Origin of the sequence: Dyella sp. 2YAF14, from assembly GCF_052114725.1 — a bacterium.
Lineage (GTDB): Bacteria > Pseudomonadota > Gammaproteobacteria > Xanthomonadales > Rhodanobacteraceae > Dyella.
In genome coordinates, this window is record NZ_JBFRFH010000007.1 from 163,861 (window position 1) to 182,766 (window position 18,906).

An 18,906-nucleotide genomic window follows, 5' to 3' on the forward strand; every position below is an offset into this window, starting at 1 on the left:
TGTTGGAGAATCACCGTGATCGTCGACCACATTCGCATCATTCTATGGGTCAGCGGCGCGTTTACCCTGCTGCCGATCATTGTCTTTCTGCTTCCAGCACAGGGGCCAAGACTCCTCTTCGGAATCGAAGCACCCGAAGGGGCCGGTGGGCTGCTCACGCGACATTGGAGCTTGCTGGCGCCGAGCCTGGGAGCGTTACTGATCTATGCCGCGTGGCACCCGGAACTTCGCGTTCCGCTGATGTTGGCTGCAGGCATCGAGAAAGCTGGGCTCATCGGCTTGATCGTGGCGAGCTGGAAAAAACCGTACGTGACCCGCATGCGACCCATTGCCGCTTTCGACCTGGCCATCGTGTTGGTCTACGCCATCTATCTCTGCCGCGAACTTTGATTGACCACCCAAACCCGATCGGTTTAAGGAGAAACACACACAAAGGAGTACGGCTTACTTATCGACCGGCTTGATTCGCAGTGCGCGCTTGACCGCGTGTTACGACCCACCGCTTGCGTAGACGGTTAGGCACTCGACATGACCCGAAGCAGACAGCATTCGATTGGAGTCCAGAGGAGCGGCGATCCAACATCTACCGCCGAGCTGTTCATTCATTATGCTATCGCAGGTCAGCTTTCTCGAGAGTCTCGTATGAAAAGCCAGCTGCGGGTCATTGGGGCCGTTGCCCTGTCACTCGCCGTCTTCATGGTCGACGCATTTACGACGGTAAACGGCGCTATAGCTGTCGTCTACATCGTGGCAATTCTCCTGGTTGCCCCCTTGGGCTTACGAGCCATCATCGCGGCGGCGGCCGCCGCCGTGGTGTTCACGCTTCTGGCGTTCGTCCTGCAACACGGTGACAAGCTCAACAGTAGCGCGCTGATCCGCCTTGGCGTTTGCATCGTCGCCATCTCCTTGACGACAGTCCTGATCCTCCGGGACCGAGCCACCCGCACATCACTGGTTGAGCAGGCCAGGATTCTCGAGCTATCACACGACACGGTCATCATCAGGGACAAGAATGACGTCATCGTCTATTGGAACGACGGCGCCGAGAAACTGTACGGTTGGATGCGGAGCGAGGCGGTCGGCAAGCACTGTGAGAGCTTGCTCAAGTGCCAGTTCTCCTCGGAAGAAGTCCAGGCCGCCTTTGATCTGGAAGGCCACTGGACTGGTGAATTGATTCGTACGCGCCGCGATGGTGCGTCGCTTACCCTCGCGAGTCGCTGGCTCCAGCGTAAGGACGATGCGGGAAAGCCTGTTGGCGTCATTGAGTCCAGTGCAGATGTCACAGCGCAGTTGAAGCATGACGAAGCACGACGTGCGTCGGAACAACGCTATCGGACCATATTCGAGACTGCAGGCTTTGCTACCTGGGAGTCCAATTGGTTGGAATCCAAACGCGTTCTCGACCAATACACGGGCGACGTACGTCATTTGGAAGATTGGCTGTTGGCCAATCCCGAAATCACTCAAGCTGCCATCCGGGGAGCCATTATCCGCAACGCGAACCCCGCCGCGGTACGGCTATTCCATGCAGACAGCAACGAAACACTCTCAGGTACAAATCTGTGTGGCCGGTATCTACCCGATAGTTTCCCCGCCATCGCACAGCTACTTGCAACGTTGCTTAGAGGCGAACGCGGGGCAGAGAACGAAGTCCGCTTGAAAACGCTGACAGGGGACGTTGTCGACGTGGTCCTTCGCGTCAATATTCTTCCCGACTCACACGACTGGACACATGTCTTGGTCATGGCTTTCGACGTCACCGAACAGAATCTATCGCGTGCCCGGATCGAACAGACGTCGGCCGAGCTGGCTCATGCCGCCCGCGTCTCGCTGCTAGGGCAGCTCTCTGCATCCATCGCGCACGAAGTCAATCAACCACTCACAGCGATCCTCAACTACGCCCGCTCGGGCGAACGCTGGCTGTCGAGGGAAGATCCCGATCTGGTTGAAGTTTCTTCGAGTCTTCAGCGCATCGTGACCAACGGGAACCGGGCAGCGGAGGTGATCAAGCGAGTCAAGACGCTAGCCAGGAAGACCCTGACTCCCGCAGCAAGCTTTAGTCTCCCCGAGATCGTCGAGGACGCACTTGGACTCGTGCGGCATGACGCAAAGTTACAGGGCGTCAAGCTCAGGCAATCGTCGGACGGCCCTCTCCCCCTTGCTTTCGGTGACCGAGTTCAAGTGCAACAGGTTCTCGTGAACCTTATCGTCAACGGCCTCCACGCCATGCGAGATGTCGCCGATCGGAAGAAGGATTTGCGGATCTCTCTTGGCGTTGCACCTGAAGGGCTGCTTCGCGTCGAAGTACGGGATGTGGGTATGGGCTTTGCGCCGGAGGCCATTGGCAAGGTGTTCGATCCATTCTTCACGACCAAGGCCGAAGGCATGGGCATGGGCCTTTCCATCTGCCGCTCCATTATCGAAGCGCAAGGAGGGCACATCCAGGTGAACAACAATCAAGGGCCAGGCGCGACGGTAACCTTTACCGTCCCCGCGACTCCAGCAAACACATAGGCGAGGGTGCAACACCTATACATTCGGATGGTGGAGAACGGCATCCGAAACATGGAGAATGGCTCCGAAAGTCCCTGTACAGGGCATGGAGTTGTTCTTGAGCCAGGTTCATACCATCGGCGTTGTTGATGATGACGAGGATGTGAGGGATAGCATCGTCGCTGTCTTTCGCTCCGAGGGCATTGGCGTGTATGCCTTTTCAAGCGCAGAGTCCCTTCTGGCCTTCCCGCTGATCGATACGCTGGAGTGCCTGGTCACGGATCTTCACATGCCGGGAATTGATGGGTTCGGGCTAAGACGCGAACTGATGGACCAGGGAAAGCATTTGCCGGTAGTCATGATGACGGCATTCGCGACTCCCGAGGCGCGAGACATGGCAGATAGCCTCGGCATCGCGGAATTCCTTGAAAAGCCCGCCGATCCGGACGAGCTCTTGAAAGTAGTCAGGTCGCTTATCGCCAACTAGCAACACGTTCAATCGGCGGCTACCCAAACAGGTTGAGGCGCACCTTGGAAACTGCACTGATTTGCGTACTGGATGATGACCAAGACGTCAGGTCATCGTTGGAAAGCCTGCTGCGTTCCGCGGGATACAGCGTCCAGGGCTTTGCGACCCCCGAGGAATTCCTGGCGTGCGATGCGGCTGACACGGCCGTATGCCTGGTGCTCGACGTTCAGCTGGGCAGCGCCAACGGGCTGGATTTCCAGCAGGAGCTGGTCGAGGGTGACACGCCGATTCCTGTTATTTTGATCAGTGGTCACGGGGATATACCGATGACGGTACGCGCCATGCGCGCCGGCGCGGTCACCTTTCTATCCAAGCCTTTTGATGAGCATGAATTGCTCGCGGCGGTGCAAGAAGCAGCTACCCGGGCTCGGATCCGAAGAGCAGAGGTCGACGCCTTTGCTTCCGTTCGCGCGAAGTTCGATAGCCTCTCTGCCAGAGAGCGCGAAGTTTTTGGCCTGGTAACCTCAGGTCTTCTCAACAAGCAGATCGCTGGTCGCCTCAATCTGAGCGAGATCACGGTGAAGATTCACCGGGGAAACCTGATGCGAAAGATGCAGGCCGAATCGTTGGCTAACCTGGTGCGAATGGCGGAGGCTCTTGGCATTCGCGAGCCGGTCTCCCGCTACAAACGCGACTGAGCAAGCGGCGCACGCTCTTCACGGTCGACCAAATTCCCAAAAGCGAGTTCGACCCACCGGCGTCATCGCTGGCGGGTCGACCTTTGCTCACTCCCGAATAAACGCCAGCAGATCGCGATTGAGCTCATCCTCGCGAGTGATCGGCAAGCCGTGCGGTGCGCCGGCGTAGATCTTCAACCTCGCGTTGGGTACCAGCTCCGCGGAGCGCTTGCCGGCGGCATCGATGGGCACAATTTGATCGTCATCGCCGTGGATCACCAGGGTCGGTACCCGAATGCGCTTCAGATCGTCGGTGTAATCGACCTCCGAGAACTCGCGAATGCAGTCGTACTGTCCCTTGATGCTGCCCATCATGCCCTGCAGCCAGAATGACTGGCGAACGCCTTCGGAAACCTCTGCATGAGGGCGGTTGTACCCAAAGAAAGGCAGCGTCAGGTCGAGGTAGAACTGGGAGCGGTTCTTGAGCACGGATTGGCGAATACCGTCAAAGACCTCAAGCGGCGTGCCATTGGGGTTATTCGCAGACTTCACCATGATCGGTGGGACCGCGCTCACCAGTACGGCTTTGGCGACGCGGGCGGCGCCTTGGTTTGCCACATAGCGCGCAACTTCACCACCGCCTGTCGAATGGCCGATGAGTACCGCGTCGCGCACATCCAGATGATCCAGTAATTCCGCCAGGTCGGCCACGTACTGGTCCATGTTGTTGCCTTGCCAGGTCTGGTCGGAGCGTCCGTGGCCTCGACGATCGTGCGCAATCACCCGATAGCCATGGGTCGCCAGGAACTGCATCTGCGAGTCCCACGCGTCCGAAGAAAGCGGCCATCCATGGGAGAAAACAACGACCGGCCCCGTTCCCCAGTCCTTGTAAAAGAGATTGGTTCCGTCTGACGTCTTGAAGGTGCACATGATGATGCCTCGTGTGGTGATGGTGACCACGATGGTTGGGCATCAAGCATGAAATGCAAAGATGGCGAAGGCTCATACAAAGGTATGTAGATAGCCCACGCCAGACGCTTTGGTGCATTGAATAGTGCTTAAAAGCAGCGGTTCAAGGCGCAGCATATGCGCATCTCTTGGCTGACTCATACCTTGGCATGAATATCGTCAGCTCGATGGTGTTGCTTAGATGCGCTCGTCCTCGGCATCGACTGATGTCGCAGAAGACGAACCCATCTCGGAGTTTCTCCGAGTCTGTCACTCGCTCACGGAGAACACCATGAAGCGCATCAACGGCCTTTTGGCCCTCATCATCGGAGCAGCCGTCATGTCTCAGTCCGTTTCCGCCGAAGACTTCAAGAACAACACGCACCTCGATCCCACCGTCCGGTCGTTCCTCACCGAACTCAGCAAGAACCCCAGCCCGTTCTGGCAGCTTCCGCAGCCCAAGCCGCAGGAGATCCTGACTGCCCTGCAGAACCAGACGCCGGTCGATATGTCGGGCGTGACGACGACGGAACGGACCATCACGCAGGATGGTCAATCCGTGAAGATCTACATCATGAAGCCGGATCATGCTGCAGCTAACCCCGGCGTCCTGTTCTTCATCCATGGCGGCGTGTGGATCGTCGGCAACTTCGACAATCACAAGCGCTTGTTGCGCGATCTCGTCGTCAAGTCCGGCCAGGTCGGCGTTTTCGTCGAGTACACCCCGCTGCCGCAGGCAAAGTTTCCGACTCAGCTGGACGAGACCTATGCCGCTCTTGTGTGGGTCGCGGCGCATGGCAAAGAAATCGGCGCAGACGGCAGCCGCATCGCGGTGGCCGGCAACTCGGTCGGCGGCAACATGACCGCAGCCATTTCCCTGATGGCCAAGGATCGCAAGGGCCCGAAGATTGCCTATCAGGTGCTGCTGGTGCCTGCGACGGATGCCAGTGTCGATAGCGAGTCCTACAAGAAGTTCGCTGATGGCTATTTCTTGTCGCGTGCCTTCATGAAGTACGGCTGGGATCTGTATGCGCCGGACGCCAAGACGCGTGACAACCCGTACGTCTCGCCGCTGCGCGCGAGCAAGGAAGAGCTGACGGGTCTTCCGCCGGCACTCGTCATCACGGCGGAAAACGATCCGCTCCGTGACGAAGGTCAGGCCTACGCCCGCAAGCTGACGGATGCCGGTGTTCCGGTGGCGGCCGTGCAGTACAACGGTACGATCCACGACTTTGTTGCGCTCAACGCTCTGCGCAAAGTGCCGACGACCGAAGCGGCCCTTGACCAGATCGCTGACGGCATCCGCGAGCACCTGAACTGATCGGACGCGGAGCCACGAACTTCGTCGTACGATCTGCGCCCTCCGCCGTCATTCGACGCTGGAGGGCGCTTTTTTTTGGCAAGCGTGAGGTCGAACCCATCCAGAAGAAGTTGCTTCCCCAAATCTTGCGGATGGTAAGATGTGCATAACGCTGCGGAGTCTAGGCGTCGCGTCTGCGACGGTTGTGCGATGACCAACGGTCCGAAAAAGACGTACCCTGCTGTGCAGAAACAGCGCACGCGGGTCGCCCGGTCGCCGTCGCCTGTCTTGCAAGGCCGGGAGAAGGACATCGCCCTGATCGATCATCTGATCGACCGGATCGATCAAGGCGGATCGGCGCTTGTTATCAGCGGCGATGCAGGTATCGGGAAATCTGCGCTTCTGGAAATTGCCAGGCACCGAGCCAAAGAACGCGGCTTTACCGCACTGCATATGACCGGCGTTCTTGCCGAGGTCCATTTGCCGTATGCGGCACTTGAACTCGCCCTTCGTCCATTGAAGAAGCAGATCGCAAGCCTGGTACCTCGGCAGCGATCCGCATTGTTGTCTGCCTTTGGCATGCATGACGACGGGGGAGCGCCTGACCTCTTCCTGGTCGCACTCGCGACCTTATTTGTTCTGAGCGAAAGGGCCACCTCAACGCCCATCTTGTTCATTGCTGACGACGTCCAGTGGCTTGATCAGGCCACTTATGACGTCTTGTCGTTCATCTCGCGCAGACTCAGTTCAGACCCCATCATTCTCCTGGTGGCCATACGCGACGGTTTCGATCGCCCCTTCGGAGACACTGACACGTTGCGGCTCAGGCTTTCGGAACTGGACGGTACCGATGCCGGGCAGTTGCTGGACACACACGCCCCCGATCTGTCGCCTGATCTACGCAGACTGTTCCTCACGGAAGCCGCCGGCAATCCGCTGGCGCTGTTGGAGCTGCCTCGCGGCAAACGCCCAACAGACGCAGGCGACCCGGCATGGCTTCCGTTGACCGAGCGTTTGGAACGCGCCTTCTCGTCTCGCTTGCCCGATCTTCCCGATGCTACCCGCACGCTGTTGTTCGTGGCAGCGGAGAATGATGGAGCATCGCTCCAGGAAGTGCTGCGTGCCGGCGAAGTCGTGCTGGGTGAGCGGGTGGGAGTCGATGTCTTGGCACCGGCCATCGCCGCCAGACTTATCGAAGTTGACAGAACGGAGGTGCGGTTCCGGCATCCCCTCGTTCGTTCCGCCCTCCATCAGGTGGCCGATCTGGCAACGCGCCAACAGATTCACGCCGCACTTGCCGCGACCATTGAGGGGCAGCTGGATCGTCGGTTGTGGCACCGCGCGGCGGCCATCATCGGGCCGGATGACGAGCTCGCAGCCGAGCACGATCGCATGGCGGAGCGCGCCTTGCGGCGAGGTGCGGTTGCGATGGCGATCGAGGTCCTGGAGAACGCCGCACGACTGAGCACCAGTGCAAGGGCGAAAAGTGACAGGCTTCTGCGGGCCGCCGAACTTGCGGCAGACCTGGGTCAACCGCAAGTGTTGGAACGCCTGTTGCGCCTGGTCGACGTGGACGAGTCGGACAACCTCACGCCCGTGCGCATCAGTTGGTGTCGTGAGATCAGCAAGCCCCCGGCGGTTTATGACGCCGCGAAAGTCGCGACCCTGATTGGCTTCGCCGCACAGGCCGACGCCGCTGGCGCGAAGGACCTGGCCTGCAATCTCCTGTGGCGCGCTGCGCAACGCTGCTGGTGGAGCAGTGCGAGTGGAGAACTCCGGGCCAGCATTCTCGTTGCGGCAAACCGGCTGGGCTTGCCAGAGGAAGATCCACGCCTGACCGCCATATCTGCCTATGTCGAACCGCTCCGGCGTAGCCGCAGCGTGCTCAATGCGCTGCAAAAGCTCACGGCCATCGACCACAGCGATCCGGCGATCGCGAGGGTCATCGCGACCACTCCCAACATCATTGGCGCCTTCGATTTCAGCGTGAGCATGCTCGCCGAGTTCAGTGCTGCGCTGCGCGCTCAGGGCCGGCTCGGCGAGCTCGCCCGCGTGCTTTTTGCCCGCGGATGGGCCGAAATGGAAGTCGGCAACTGGGCGGGCGCGATGAGGGAGGCCGAAGAATCCGCACGCCTTGCCGAGGAGACAGGCGGAACCTTATGGGTGGCCGCGGCCACTATCCTGAAAGCCAAGCTTGTGGGAATGCAGGGGAACCTGGACGAATCCGAAGCGTTTGCCGCGCAAGCGGAACGTCTACTTTTACCGGTTGGCGCCGGTTTCTTGCGGGCGTTGTTGCAGATCGCGCGCGGTGCCTCTGCCATCGGAGCAGGCCAGCATTGGCTGGCCTACGAACAGCTGCAGCGCGTTTTTTCGCCGGCCGACCCGGCCTTCAATTCAGGCCTTGAGTTTTTTGCGTTGGCGTATTTCGCGGAGGCAGCCGTTTTTTCCGGCCATCCGGACGCGGCCCGGCGTGTGATCGACCAGATCGAGCTGGCATCGGCCCCGACCCCGATGCCATGGGTCGAAACGATGCTCCATTACAGCAAGGCGTTGCTCGCTGCGCCGGCCGAAGCCGAACATTGGTTCCTGCTGGGCCTCGGCCCGGCTGCGAAGAACTGGCCATTCTTGCGTGGACGCCTGCTCCTTGCCTACGGCGAATGGCTGCGGCGGCAGCGCAGGCCTGCGAATGCAAGGGCTCCCCTGCGTGAGGCCCGCGACATCTTCGACGCACTCGGCGCCGCTCCCTGGAGCCACCGCGCACGCGAGGAGCTGCGCGCTTCGGGTGAATCCAGCCGCCAACGAACGGAGCGCATCTGGGAGACGCTGACCCCGCAGGAACTCCACGTCGCGCAGCTCGCGGCCGAAGGGCTTTCGAACAAGGAGATAGGGATCAGGCTGTACCTGTCGCACCGGACGGTTGGATATCACCTGCACCGAATCTTTTCCAAGACCGGTATTACATCTCGGTCGATGCTAGGCCCCATGCTCGCCGGCGTTGAAAACCCGGCAGGTTGATGGCCAACCGGTCATCAGACTGGTCATTTGACAGAAGCGACCATCCCCCCTCCAGGACTAGCTTTTCGCCATCCAATTCTTGGATGGAGAACGACCATGAAGCGCGTCTTTTCGCTCGCAACACTAGCCCTGGGAGCAGTCCTCATGACACAAGCCGCCTTTGCGGAGCCCGATGCCGCAACCGACCCCCGGATCGACCCCCAAGTCCGCGCCTTCCTGCGCGAAATCAACAAAGACTCAAGTCCATTCTGGGAGCTCCCTCAACCCAAGCCGCAAGAGATCCTGACGGGTCTGCAGAACAAGACCCATGTCGACATGTCCGGGGTGACCACGACCGAGCAGACCATCACCCAGGACGGTCAGACGGTGAAGGTCTACATCATGAAGCCCCAGCAGGTGACCGGTAAGCCGGGCGTTCTGCTGTTCATCCATGGCGGTGTCTGGATCGTCGGCAACTTCCAGAACCATCAACGCCTACTGCGGGACTTGGTGGTGGGCTCCGGTCAGATCGGCGTCTTCGTCGAGTACACATCACTACCGGAAGCTCGCTTTCCCACTCAGCTCGATCAGTCCTACGCCGTGCTGAAATGGGTCGCTGCCCACGCGGAAGAGTTCGGCGCCGATGGCAGCCGGATCGCAGTGGCCGGCAACTCGGTGGGCGGTAACATGTCCGCAGCGCTGGCGCTCATGGCGAAAGACCGGCATGGACCCAAGATCAGCTATCAGGTGTTGATGATCCCGGCGACGGACGCCAGCGTGGATACCGCGTCTTATCGAGAGTTCGGCACGGGGCGGTTTCTGGCCCGCGCGTTCATGAAATACGGCTGGGATCTGTACGCGCCGGACAGCAAGACCCGCGACAATCCCTATGTATCGCCGCTGCGTGCCACTTTGCAGGAGTTGAATGGACTTCCGCCGGCCTTGGTCATCACCGCAGAGAACGATCCTTTGCGCGACGAAGGCGAAGCATATGCACGCAAGCTCAAGGAAGCCGGAGTCTCGGTGATCGCCACACGGTACAACGGAATGATCCATGACTTCGTCCTGCTCAACGGCCTCCAGGCCGATCCCGAGCCGCAGGCCGCGATCCGCCAGATGTCAGCCGAGATCAAGGCCCACTTGGCGCAGTGATGCAGGTCTGTGAAGCAGAAGGCGGCGCCTGGACGCCGCCTTCTTGCCTGCGCGACCAGTCGTGACTCCAATCAAGCATGGAGCGCTCAGGATGCATCGGAGTGTCCCACGCCGGGTGGTGCAATCACCGCAGGACAAGTTCAAACAGGACTTGTTGGACTTCGCCAAGGCGTCATCGAGAAAGGTCGCAGCAGGAGTAAGGCTTCTGCCCTTCTCATCTCTCGCAGCAAGTGCAATAGAAAACACCTGATCGCGGATTTCGTGCACAGGCGGTGCTCATCACATCGGTAACGCCACTCACCGGCCAAATGCGCCGGAGGGCTTTTGTTTCTACGGATATTTTCTACGTTGGTATCAGGCTACCCATGAATGCCCGTACATGCCCAAAGCAAGACACCGAAGCTAGCGACAGGCTACTTCTTGAGCGCATCGCCGATGGCGATCGGGACGCTTTGGCGACGCTCTATTACGGTTATTACGAGAGCCTATGTGCGTTCCTGTATCGCCTGACCCGACACGCGGAGATCATCGATGAGGTGATCAATGAATGCTTCTGGATCGTCTGGCAAAAGGCAGCAGGCTTTCGACAGGCATCACTCGTATCTACCTGGATTATGGGCATCGCCTATCGCGCGGGGCTGAAGGCTCTGCGTCGGCGTGGTGCCGAACCTGTCGACGGAGATAACGTCAATCAATATCTCATCCCTTCAACCGATCCCGAGGAAGTTCGCGAGTTGCGAGATGGGATCACCAAAGGCCTCACCCCACTTAAGCCCAACCAGCGTCTGGTCTTCGAGCCCGTTTACGGAATTGGTCACAGCCTCGATGACGTGGCCACGATCACGGGCGTACCTGTGGGTACTGTGGGAAATGGTGTCAGGGACAATTGGGCATAGCTCAACCCGCCCAAATGTCCACACACCATTCTTCAAAAGACTGACTTCGCGCCGATCGCCCTTCCACTGCTTTTCATCTGCATATCTGCCTGGCCTCCTGAATTGAATTTCCATGCAGGCGGCCTTGCTTGTCCGCAGGGCGCGACGTCGCGGCTAAAACAGCCGACCCGAAAAATGCGTGGAGAATCCGCGCCTGTATCGGCCGTCCATTCGGAATCTTTACTCGACTTTGGAGGCCTGATGCGAGGTACCCAAAACGGCAACGCATACATCTGACCATAGCCTGAGATGGTCGCGTGCGCTCGCCTCCATCATCAGAAATTGCTCTGCAGAAACACGAGGCGCCCGATATGCGACGGGCCCCACAAAAGCATGCTTTGTCTTGCTTATGACATCGCAAAAACATACGCGCATATCGCAAGATGCCGTGGGCTCACTCCCCTACCCCAGCCCATCAATACAAGTAGAGCCACATACCGGCCGATAGCGCCGACGGGCTTCTATTCCCCTGAATATTTCAATATGGGCGTTAGGTCACTCATGAAGACCCGTTCCCACCGAGAGCAGGACACCGAGGCCATGGACAGGCTGCTCCTTAAGCGCATCGCCGATGGCGATCGAGATGCGTTGGCGACGCTCTACTACAACTATCACGGGAGACTTTGTGAGTTTCTCTATCGCCTGACCCGACATGCAGAAATCATCGATGAGGTGATCAATGAATGCTTCTGGGTCGTCTGGCAAAAGGCATCGGAGTTTCGACAGGCGTCCCCTGTCTCCATCTCGATCATGGGCATCGCCTATCGCGCAGGGCTGAAGGCGCTACACCGACGTGGTGCCGAACTTATCGATGCAGATTGCTTCACTCAAGCTCTGACGCCGTCGCCCAACGCCGGGAAACATTGCCAGTTGCGGGATCGGATCACCCATGGTCTTGCCCGCCTCACCTCCGACCAGCGCTTGGTATTTGAGCTGGTTTACGGCGCAGGCCATAGTTTGGACGACATAGCCGCCATCACTGGCATACCTTTGTGCACCGTGAAGGCGCGCCTGTTCCAGGCCAAAGCCAGTTTGCGCAATGTCCTTCCCTTCCTGGCCGGCGATTGAAACCATGCCGCTCAAACCTGGCGTGAGTGGAAGAGAAGGATGCGATCCACTGCGCCCTTGCTGTTACTGGCCGATGTCCAAGATCCGTTTCGGGTCGGAAGCGGATCCTTAGCGCCAAGGGAGTTCGAGTGGCCTGCCCATGTGCGCCAAGCCACTACGTTTCCTCAATAGACGCTCCTACTACTTGCGCTCCCCAAACCGATAAGTCGCCTGCAGGTAATACGCCCGCCCATACACGCTGTAATTGCTCGAGTTATACGGCGCACCCGACGTACCGGGATAACTGCCATCACGCGGCGGCATAGCGTTCAACAGATTGTTGACCTGCATCGAAAGCAGAAGGCTTGGCATCGGCTGATACGACACGCTGGCGTTGTAGCGGATCCATGGCGCCAACACGCCTGCGCCGGGATAGTCGTAGCCATTGTTGGAGGCGAGGTAGTTGGGTGTCTTGCCGTAGCGGTTGGCGTAGAGGGTGGCTGACCAGTTGCCGCGATGCCAGTTGGCCGAGGCATTGGCGCGCGTCTTGAAATCGGTGCTCCACGTGGGGTCGCGCAGACGGTCGACCATCGGATCGCCGGCGTACGGTTGATAGTCGTGCTTGAGCATGTCGGTGTAGGTCGCGGTGAAGTTCAGGTCGCCATAACGCCCAATGCCGAAGCCATAGCGAAAATCCGCCACCAACGCACCGATGACACGGCGTGAGACATTGACCTTGGTGCGATAGATCGACGTGATATCACCGATGGTGCCGTCGTTGGCAACGCCGGTACTGCGAGTGATCTGCGCCAAGGCGGTGCGGCAGGACGGTGTATTGATGTCCCGTTCGCCAAGCCGGCACAGCATCTCGTCGTTGAGCAGCGAGTCCACGCTCTGGTTCTGCACTTCGCCTTGCACGTTCCAGTGCAGGTAATCGACGCTGACCGCCATGCGGGACAACGGCGACCACACCACGCCGTAGCTCCAGGCGTTCGCTTCGATCGGCTTGAGCGCCGGGTTGCCCGACTGCTGGCCGAAGTACTGCACGTTGCCGTAGCGCGCCGGGCACTGGTCGATCTTGGGTCCGCGGTAACCAAGCGCGGCGCAATTGTAGTAATCCGTGGCGCTGCTGTAGAAGCCGCTCAAGCCCTGGAACTGATCGGATAGCGTCGGCGCCTTGAAGGCGGTGCCGACCTTGCCACGCAGCAGCAGCGTTTCGATCGGCCGATACTCCAGGCCGAGATTCCAGGTGGCGCTGGCCACCTGCTTGCCGGCCACCTTGTAGCTGTCATAGCGCGCCGACGCATCGACGGTCAGCTGACGCCACACCGGGGCGCGCAACTCCAGCGTGCCGGCGTAACGCGAACGATGGCCCGCACCCTGCACCGCCGTCGTGCCCCACACACCGCCATTCATCAGGCGCGCATCCGGTGTGTAATCCCACCCCTGGTTGCCGGTTTCCACCACCGCAGCGATTCCCGCATCGCCACCCGGCAAGGTGACCAGCGAGGCGTTGGTGAGCTGGCCGCGCGCCAGGTTGTCCCAGGTCTTGCTGCGGCTGCTGGTGTAGCCGGTGAAACTGCGGAAGTCGGCGACCGACATGGGGGTGTAGAACGCAGCGTAGTCGGGCGCGAAGCTGCGATAGCCGCGGCCGCGCGGGTCCGGCCCCAGGTCGGGGCCCAGCACGTGACTCACGAAGTAGTCGTTGATGGGGTCGGTCCAGCGCGCAAAGCCGCGCTGATTCAGCTGGTCGTCCGAATGCGTAAAGCCAAGGTCGTAATCCCACGCGCTGGAGCCCAGGCGCCCTTGTGCGCCCAGCGTGAGCATATAGGCGTTCTCCAGGGACTTGTTCATGATGGAGTCGTAGCCGCCCACGTCCTCTGGCGAAAACGCGCGCTGCATCTGCACGTAGTCACGCAACTTCGTGTCGTAGAAGTAGCGGTACTTGGCGCTGCTGCCCCACCACGTGTAATTGGAGCCTGTCGCGTAGCGGGTCTCGTTGTAGTTGTAGAGCAGGTCGCCATACAACTGCACGTGTTCGCCCGCATCGTAGCTGGCGTGCGTATACAGCTGCGCGTTCTCGGTGCCGTTGGCGAGCGTGCGGTAGCCCGGTGAATAGAACGAGCCGCAGTAGCTTCCATTGGGCGAGCGCACGCGATAGCCGGTGGTGCCGGCAAACTGTTCGGTCACGCGACTGCAGGCGCTGGCGTCGACCTTTTCCACGTTGATGTAGCGCCCGGTGGTGCCGCTCACCAGCAGATAATCGCCGCTGGCGATCGAAGGGCCGGTGCCGTCGGTGTTGCGCCGGCGGGTAAGCCCGCGCTGATAGCCCCAGATCGGATCGACGTTTTCGTATTGCACGCCACCCATCAGGTTGAAGCGGCCACGCTGAAACCCGTCACTGAAGCTCAGCCGCCTACTGACGCCACCACCTTCCTGATAGAAGCCGTAGCGCGCATCCAGCGACGCGCCATCGACATGCTTCTTCAGCACCACGTTGATCACGCCCGCGATCGCATCCGACCCATACAGCGACGACTGCGCGCCCGGCAGGATCTCGATGCGATCGACCAACTGCATCGGGATGCCGGACAAGTTGTTGAACACGTCCCGGCCGTTGTACAGCGCGGGGAAATTACCCATCGGCCGGCCATCGATCAGGTATTTGGTGAAACCCGGCGGCATGCCGAACAGGCTGAGCGTCTCCGCGCCCTGGGTGAACGAGGCGGAGCTCTGCGCACCCTGCACGCTGCCCGTGGCCACCGAGGATTGCTTCAACGCCTCGGCCACCGTGCCAAATCCGCGGGCCTGCAGCGACTCGCCGGAGATGATGATCAACGGCGCCGCGGTTTCGATCTCGACCTGAGGGATCAGCGAACCCGTTACCGTGATCGTTTCCAGTTTCTTAGTGCCGGGCTTTTGATCCGCATCGGCCTTGCGGCTATCCGTTTCCGCAGGGCGTGCGGATGCCTGCGGATCGGCGACGACATCCGGCGACACGCTCGCCGCACACAGACCCAGCAACGCGATGGCCAGGGTGGAACGACGGCGATAACGCAGCGCACCGGCCCCCATGATGGGCGGCCTTGCTGCTTCGTGAGGCGGCGCATTCCACACAGCGTGCGATGCGAAGGGGCGCGATGCGAACGACGGACACGTGCGTACCTGCAGACCTGGCCTAGCCATGATCGATTCCTTATGTCGTGAGAGGGTGGTTGGCGGATCGCGTGAGCGGCCATCAAAGGCGGCTAACGAAAGTCGGGCGGTGCGTCGGCGCGCGCCATTGAGCGGCCGGTGGTTGAGATGCCTCGCGCCTCGCGCGCCAGGTCATAGCGCGCCTGCAACACCAGCCAATAGAGCGCCGATGTATCCAGCGCGATGGCGAGCCGTATCGCGTGCCGTGGCGTAACGGATCGTTCGCCCGCGAGGATTTCCTTGATATGCACAGCAGGGATGCCGGTGCGCCGTGCGAATTGCGCGGGGTTGAGCCGCTCCGTACGCATGTAGTCGTGCAGCAGCACGTCCCCGGGAGAGCGCAGGCGCAGCGACGCATCGACGCCCAGGCGCGGCGCCAGTCTGATCAGTTCCATGGATTTCCTTCCCCTGTCGGACACGCCCTCAGAACGGGCGCGCACTTACGGTCATTCGCGTCAGCGAATGCCTGGTAGGTACATCAGCGATCCCCAGGTGGCGACGCACCGCCATGCAGGCCGATGCGCCGCCGGGGGAGATCAATGACCGGGTGGACAACTCACTCGAGGCGCGTCGCCGAGCAGCCTGGCGTACTGCAGCAGGCAGTGAACTGCGGTGTCGAGACTGGTGATCTCCGCCTCGGAAAGCGGCCACACCAGCGATCTGGCGGGGAACCCACCGGCTCTCGCCTTGCGCCATCGATCACTGTCGTGATGCAGGCGCGTCAGCGTGAGCACCGCCAGGGCGATGTCTGCGCGAGTGCTTTGCCGGAAGGTTTTCGGCCACGCGACGCCTGCGGTAGAAATGGCGTTGGGCGAGCCAGTGAGGGTGTCGTCAGCGGGAACTGACGGGCGAACGCGTGCCGTATGATCGCGGATAGCCATGATCAACTCTGAGGTAGTTGGAGATGGTTAGCGGGTCGTGGGTGTTGCTGCACTCACGGCTCGCGCTTCATGACTTGGGGTCATGGTCATTCGCGCGGCGTTGCAAGAAAAATCGGATGCGCGGATGGCTAGACGAAGCTAGCGATCAGGAATCGGCGTGTCTGTCGGGGTTATATGGGGCGGGCGTGCGCATTGCGGAGCGTGGTGGGTACGGCGGCGCTGGCTGGATTGAATGTCGGTGGAGGCTCACTGAATTACGCCGGCTTCGAGTTGCGCTTCGGTCCGAGAAGCGAACCCAATCCCGTTACCCCATCCGTAATACATCCCCTACAGCCAAACCGCCAAACTTCACTGGCTTACGCCGACGGCGATCGCTCACGACAACACACCGTGTTTCCGACTGTTTGATGCCCGCATCGCATGACACCGTTGGGGTTTCCCACGTGAAATGCGGTACGTATCAATGCGGCGATATCTGATTACGCAAGGGGCCAGGACGACGGCCGGCGGCACCGTTCTCGACGGCGCCACTAACAACACCATCAAGGGCGTACCCGTTGCTTATGTGGGGGCGCGCATCTATTGCCCCGCGTGCGGAACTACCGGCCACGGCGTGAACGTACCGCCGTTTCACAAGCAAACGCTGTTCGGTATACAGGTGCTACTGGACGGCGACAAATGTGTATGTGCATGCGTACCGTCGCCTACGCTCCTGAAATCGCAGGACCTTGCCTCGCATGTGTTTGAGAACGACGTTAAAGATGATGCCCATGCGCTGCGTGATGCCATGCTTTCCGCCAACGGCGCTGATCATGCGTTGACATCGGCGGGCGGCGCGACGCGCTGGGTATTACTGCGGGACAGTTCGACGGGCGAGCCGTTAGGCAATCATCCCGTCATTGTGGAAGCCAACGGGCGCAGAAGACACACCACGACAGACGCGGATGGATACGCGCGTGTCGCAAGCGACACGCCGTCGGACGTCATGTTGCACGCGATTTTCGTCGCCCCGCGACGCCCCCTGACTCCCACTCACGGAATCTGACAGCATGGCCGACTACTCAATAAAGCACTGGACAACAGCGACGACAGCAGTCGGAAGTGGCCGTGATGATGCTATCGAAGTCACCGTGAATAATCGCGCCGCAGTTCGTCAAGCCATCATTGATGCTGTGCAAGCGCAAGGCGTGCGAGTACAGACACGATCGGATTGGAAGGCGAAAACACCGGCCACAAGCCCAGAGCAAGATTGGGATTACACACAAATTGCGATACATCATGCGGGCAACAGCTTTTCATGCTCGGCCGATGGCGCGATGGAAATGCGCAAAGTCGAAGCAACCGATTTAGGACGCTTCGGGCAAGTCAGCTACCACTACGCCATAGATTGCAAAGGCATCATCTATGAAGCGCTAGACATTCGGTATAAGGGGAGCCACATCGAACTCGGCAACACAGGAGCCATCGGCATTGTCTTGCTAGCCAACTTGAGCCTGCCTGGCGAGGCAATGGACGATGGCCCCAGCATTTCAAGAAAATATCGCGATAGCGGACTTAAGGCGGCCGCCGTTGAATTGGCGGGGGTAACAAAGGATGCCCTCGATTTTGGCTATGACGTGCCGACTGAGCCGCAGATCGAATCGGTGTCAGTCCTTTGCAAGAGCTTGGCGAGCTACTTCAACATAGCCGTCGTTGGCGGCCATCGCGAGTTTGCAAACAAGCTGGGCACGAGCCGCGCATGCCCAGGTGCCTACGGCTTGGTAATCTCAAACATGCTGCGCCGCCAGTTGAACGCGTCGGCACCGTGAGAGCGGCAATTGCATGGTTTGCAGCCGCGGCGCTATTGGTAGCTAGTGTCCCCGTTTGGCGCTATCACATGGGAGTCGAGCGCACCGTTACCGATGATGAGGAAACGGGCGTGGTGTGGGAGTGGTTCGTCAAGCACAAAGGAACTTGGCAGTATCGCTTTCAGAATCCTGCCCGGCCATACCTGCACGCCAAAGAGATCGACGAATTAACGCCAGCCGAAAAGGCCAGCTTTCACGAATTCTGCGAAATACGGTATGGCGCGAGCGATGCGGAGCAGTGCTATCGCATGATGTGCACACACTCGGCGGGAGCGACGGATGGGTGTCGACTATACGCCCCGGCCTTGCCGGGCGCCGGGCGCAAGCAGTGAGTCGACTGCTGTGGCTTGGTGTGGTGACAGCGTGTGCTGCTGCCGGTGCGCCTCTATTGTCGTAGAACAGATTCCGCGCCCCATGCGCCGCCCGATGCGGCGACCGAATGCGGGGTCAGAGTGGCCTTTTCATGAAGGCTGGCGACAACAGCGCGCCCTGCCCCAGGTTTGGAGAACTGCCCTGAAGTCGACGAACAAGGCGCCCTAAGGGCATTGCAACTTTCGCCGCCGCGAACCGGGCCGCACGCTGGGTAACGGCGCAGTACATAGATAGGGCACGCTCTCCTCACGAATTTTGGTGCTTGCGGCAGTCAAGGACTGCCGCTTTGGACGTCGGTGACACCCAGTAGCTGATTAGTGCGTCGTGCATCAGGCTGCCGTCCTTTGCAAACATGTCCTTCCCGTTTGCAAGAGAGAACTTCAAGACACGGCGTTTCTGATGCACCCCCGTAAATAGCGTGACAAGGATCGTGGCATTGGGTCCAAATCGGGCGTGTCCTAGATTTTGTGTAAACGGGCCTTTGGCAGGACACTGCCACCTGACCCGGAGACACCATGAGTCCACGCAAGCACGACGTGCCCGACGAGCTGCTTAGCAGCCTGTTGGCCAACTACAAGAAGCCCGAAGACCTGATC

16 protein-coding genes are annotated in these 18,906 nt (G+C 60.0%); 12 read left to right on the forward strand and 4 right to left on the reverse strand.

Annotated elements, in window-relative coordinates; genetic code table 11:
- The first annotated feature begins 15 nt into the window (after positions 1–15).
- The 4 genes from AB4Y82_RS12865 (at position 16) to AB4Y82_RS12880 (ending at position 3,660) form a co-directional block, all read left to right on the forward strand.
- Entirely contained in the window at positions 16–390 is a 375-nt protein-coding gene (locus AB4Y82_RS12865) for a hypothetical protein (protein ID WP_441602071.1), read from the forward strand.
- 252 nt (positions 391–642) lie between these two features.
- A complete protein-coding gene (locus tag AB4Y82_RS12870; RefSeq protein WP_441602070.1) occupies positions 643–2,514 on the forward strand; it encodes a PAS domain-containing sensor histidine kinase in 1,872 nt (623 codons plus the stop codon).
- Positions 2,515–2,611: 97 nt separating this feature from the next.
- A complete protein-coding gene (locus AB4Y82_RS12875) occupies positions 2,612–2,980 on the forward strand; it encodes a response regulator (RefSeq protein WP_441602069.1) in 369 nt (122 codons plus the stop codon).
- A gap of 44 nt (positions 2,981–3,024) precedes the next feature.
- The gene (locus AB4Y82_RS12880; RefSeq protein WP_441602068.1) at positions 3,025–3,660 is read left to right on the forward strand and encodes a response regulator transcription factor; all 636 of its coding nucleotides are present in this window, start codon (positions 3,025–3,027) and stop codon (positions 3,658–3,660) included.
- 87 nt (positions 3,661–3,747) lie between these two features.
- Here AB4Y82_RS12880 and AB4Y82_RS12885 read toward each other — a convergent pair whose 3' ends face one another.
- Entirely contained in the window at positions 3,748–4,569 is an 822-nt protein-coding gene (locus AB4Y82_RS12885; RefSeq protein ID WP_441602140.1) for an alpha/beta fold hydrolase, read from the reverse strand.
- A gap of 310 nt (positions 4,570–4,879) precedes the next feature.
- Here AB4Y82_RS12885 and AB4Y82_RS12890 point away from each other — a divergent pair, with 310 nt between their 5' ends.
- The 5 genes from AB4Y82_RS12890 to AB4Y82_RS12910 all read left to right on the forward strand — a co-directional run bounded on the left by AB4Y82_RS12890 (position 4,880) and on the right by AB4Y82_RS12910 (position 12,036).
- Positions 4,880–5,908 carry an alpha/beta hydrolase gene (locus AB4Y82_RS12890; RefSeq protein WP_441611360.1) on the forward strand — a complete coding sequence of 343 codons (1,029 nt, stop codon included), beginning with the start codon at positions 4,880–4,882 and terminating at the stop codon, positions 5,906–5,908.
- Between the two features lie 189 nt (positions 5,909–6,097).
- Positions 6,098–8,902, forward strand: coding sequence for a helix-turn-helix transcriptional regulator (locus AB4Y82_RS12895; RefSeq protein WP_441611362.1), 2,805 nt, complete (start codon positions 6,098–6,100; stop codon positions 8,900–8,902).
- Positions 8,903–8,998: 96 nt separating this feature from the next.
- On the forward strand, positions 8,999–10,033 hold the full coding sequence (locus AB4Y82_RS12900) for an alpha/beta hydrolase (RefSeq protein WP_441602065.1): 1,035 nt from the start codon (positions 8,999–9,001) through the stop codon (positions 10,031–10,033).
- Positions 10,034–10,398: 365 nt separating this feature from the next.
- Positions 10,399–10,929 (forward strand): sigma-70 family RNA polymerase sigma factor, encoded by a 531-nt coding sequence (locus AB4Y82_RS12905; RefSeq protein WP_441602064.1) that lies wholly within the window; start codon positions 10,399–10,401, stop codon positions 10,927–10,929.
- Between the two features lie 540 nt (positions 10,930–11,469).
- Complete coding sequence (locus AB4Y82_RS12910) at positions 11,470–12,036, forward strand: RNA polymerase sigma factor (RefSeq protein WP_441602063.1); 567 nt, start codon at positions 11,470–11,472, stop codon at positions 12,034–12,036.
- Positions 12,037–12,216: 180 nt separating this feature from the next.
- Here the strand turns inward: AB4Y82_RS12910 and AB4Y82_RS12915 are convergent, their stop codons facing one another.
- From AB4Y82_RS12915 to AB4Y82_RS12925, 3 genes are all read right to left on the reverse strand, one after another.
- A complete protein-coding gene (locus AB4Y82_RS12915) occupies positions 12,217–15,201 on the reverse strand; it encodes a TonB-dependent receptor domain-containing protein (protein ID WP_441602062.1) in 2,985 nt (994 codons plus the stop codon).
- A gap of 62 nt (positions 15,202–15,263) precedes the next feature.
- Complete coding sequence (locus AB4Y82_RS12920; protein WP_441602061.1) at positions 15,264–15,605, reverse strand: HigA family addiction module antitoxin; 342 nt, start codon at positions 15,603–15,605, stop codon at positions 15,264–15,266.
- A 141-nt stretch (positions 15,606–15,746) separates the two neighbouring features.
- Positions 15,747–16,091: a hypothetical protein gene (locus AB4Y82_RS12925; protein WP_441602060.1), complete on the reverse strand. Its 345-nt coding sequence runs from the start codon at positions 16,089–16,091 to the stop codon at positions 15,747–15,749.
- A 463-nt stretch (positions 16,092–16,554) separates the two neighbouring features.
- Here AB4Y82_RS12925 and AB4Y82_RS12930 point away from each other — a divergent pair, with 463 nt between their 5' ends.
- From AB4Y82_RS12930 to AB4Y82_RS12940, 3 genes are all read left to right on the forward strand, one after another.
- On the forward strand, positions 16,555–17,136 hold the full coding sequence (locus AB4Y82_RS12930; protein WP_441611364.1) for a PAAR domain-containing protein: 582 nt from the start codon (positions 16,555–16,557) through the stop codon (positions 17,134–17,136).
- Between the two features lie 4 nt (positions 17,137–17,140).
- Entirely contained in the window at positions 17,141–17,899 is a 759-nt protein-coding gene (locus AB4Y82_RS12935; RefSeq protein ID WP_441602058.1) for a peptidoglycan recognition protein family protein, read from the forward strand.
- Positions 17,900–17,967: 68 nt separating this feature from the next.
- On the forward strand, positions 17,968–18,270 hold the full coding sequence (locus AB4Y82_RS12940) for a hypothetical protein (RefSeq protein WP_441602057.1): 303 nt from the start codon (positions 17,968–17,970) through the stop codon (positions 18,268–18,270).
- Positions 18,271–18,906: the final 636 nt, after the last annotated feature.

What these genes read in the sequence shown, in the direction of transcription:
- AB4Y82_RS12870 (WP_441602070.1), top strand. Translation starts at nt 643, where the DNA reads ATGAAAAGCCAGCTGCGGGTCATTGGGGCCGTTGCCCTGTCACTCGCC.
- AB4Y82_RS12885 (WP_441602140.1), bottom strand. Translation starts at nt 4,569, where the DNA reads ATGTGCACCTTCAAGACGTCAGACGGAACCAATCTCTTTTACAAGGAC.
- AB4Y82_RS12890 (WP_441611360.1), top strand. Translation starts at nt 4,880, where the DNA reads ATGAAGCGCATCAACGGCCTTTTGGCCCTCATCATCGGAGCAGCCGTC.
- AB4Y82_RS12895 (WP_441611362.1), top strand. Translation starts at nt 6,098, where the DNA reads ATGACCAACGGTCCGAAAAAGACGTACCCTGCTGTGCAGAAACAGCGC.
- AB4Y82_RS12900 (WP_441602065.1), top strand. Translation starts at nt 8,999, where the DNA reads ATGAAGCGCGTCTTTTCGCTCGCAACACTAGCCCTGGGAGCAGTCCTC.
- AB4Y82_RS12905 (WP_441602064.1), top strand. Translation starts at nt 10,399, where the DNA reads ATGAATGCCCGTACATGCCCAAAGCAAGACACCGAAGCTAGCGACAGG.
- AB4Y82_RS12910 (WP_441602063.1), top strand. Translation starts at nt 11,470, where the DNA reads ATGAAGACCCGTTCCCACCGAGAGCAGGACACCGAGGCCATGGACAGG.
- AB4Y82_RS12915 (WP_441602062.1), bottom strand. Translation starts at nt 15,201, where the DNA reads ATGGCTAGGCCAGGTCTGCAGGTACGCACGTGTCCGTCGTTCGCATCG.
- AB4Y82_RS12920 (WP_441602061.1), bottom strand. Translation starts at nt 15,605, where the DNA reads ATGGAACTGATCAGACTGGCGCCGCGCCTGGGCGTCGATGCGTCGCTG.
- AB4Y82_RS12925 (WP_441602060.1), bottom strand. Translation starts at nt 16,091, where the DNA reads ATGGCTATCCGCGATCATACGGCACGCGTTCGCCCGTCAGTTCCCGCT.
- AB4Y82_RS12930 (WP_441611364.1), top strand. Translation starts at nt 16,555, where the DNA reads ATGCGGCGATATCTGATTACGCAAGGGGCCAGGACGACGGCCGGCGGC.
- AB4Y82_RS12935 (WP_441602058.1), top strand. Translation starts at nt 17,141, where the DNA reads ATGGCCGACTACTCAATAAAGCACTGGACAACAGCGACGACAGCAGTC.
- AB4Y82_RS12940 (WP_441602057.1), top strand. Translation starts at nt 17,968, where the DNA reads ATGGGAGTCGAGCGCACCGTTACCGATGATGAGGAAACGGGCGTGGTG.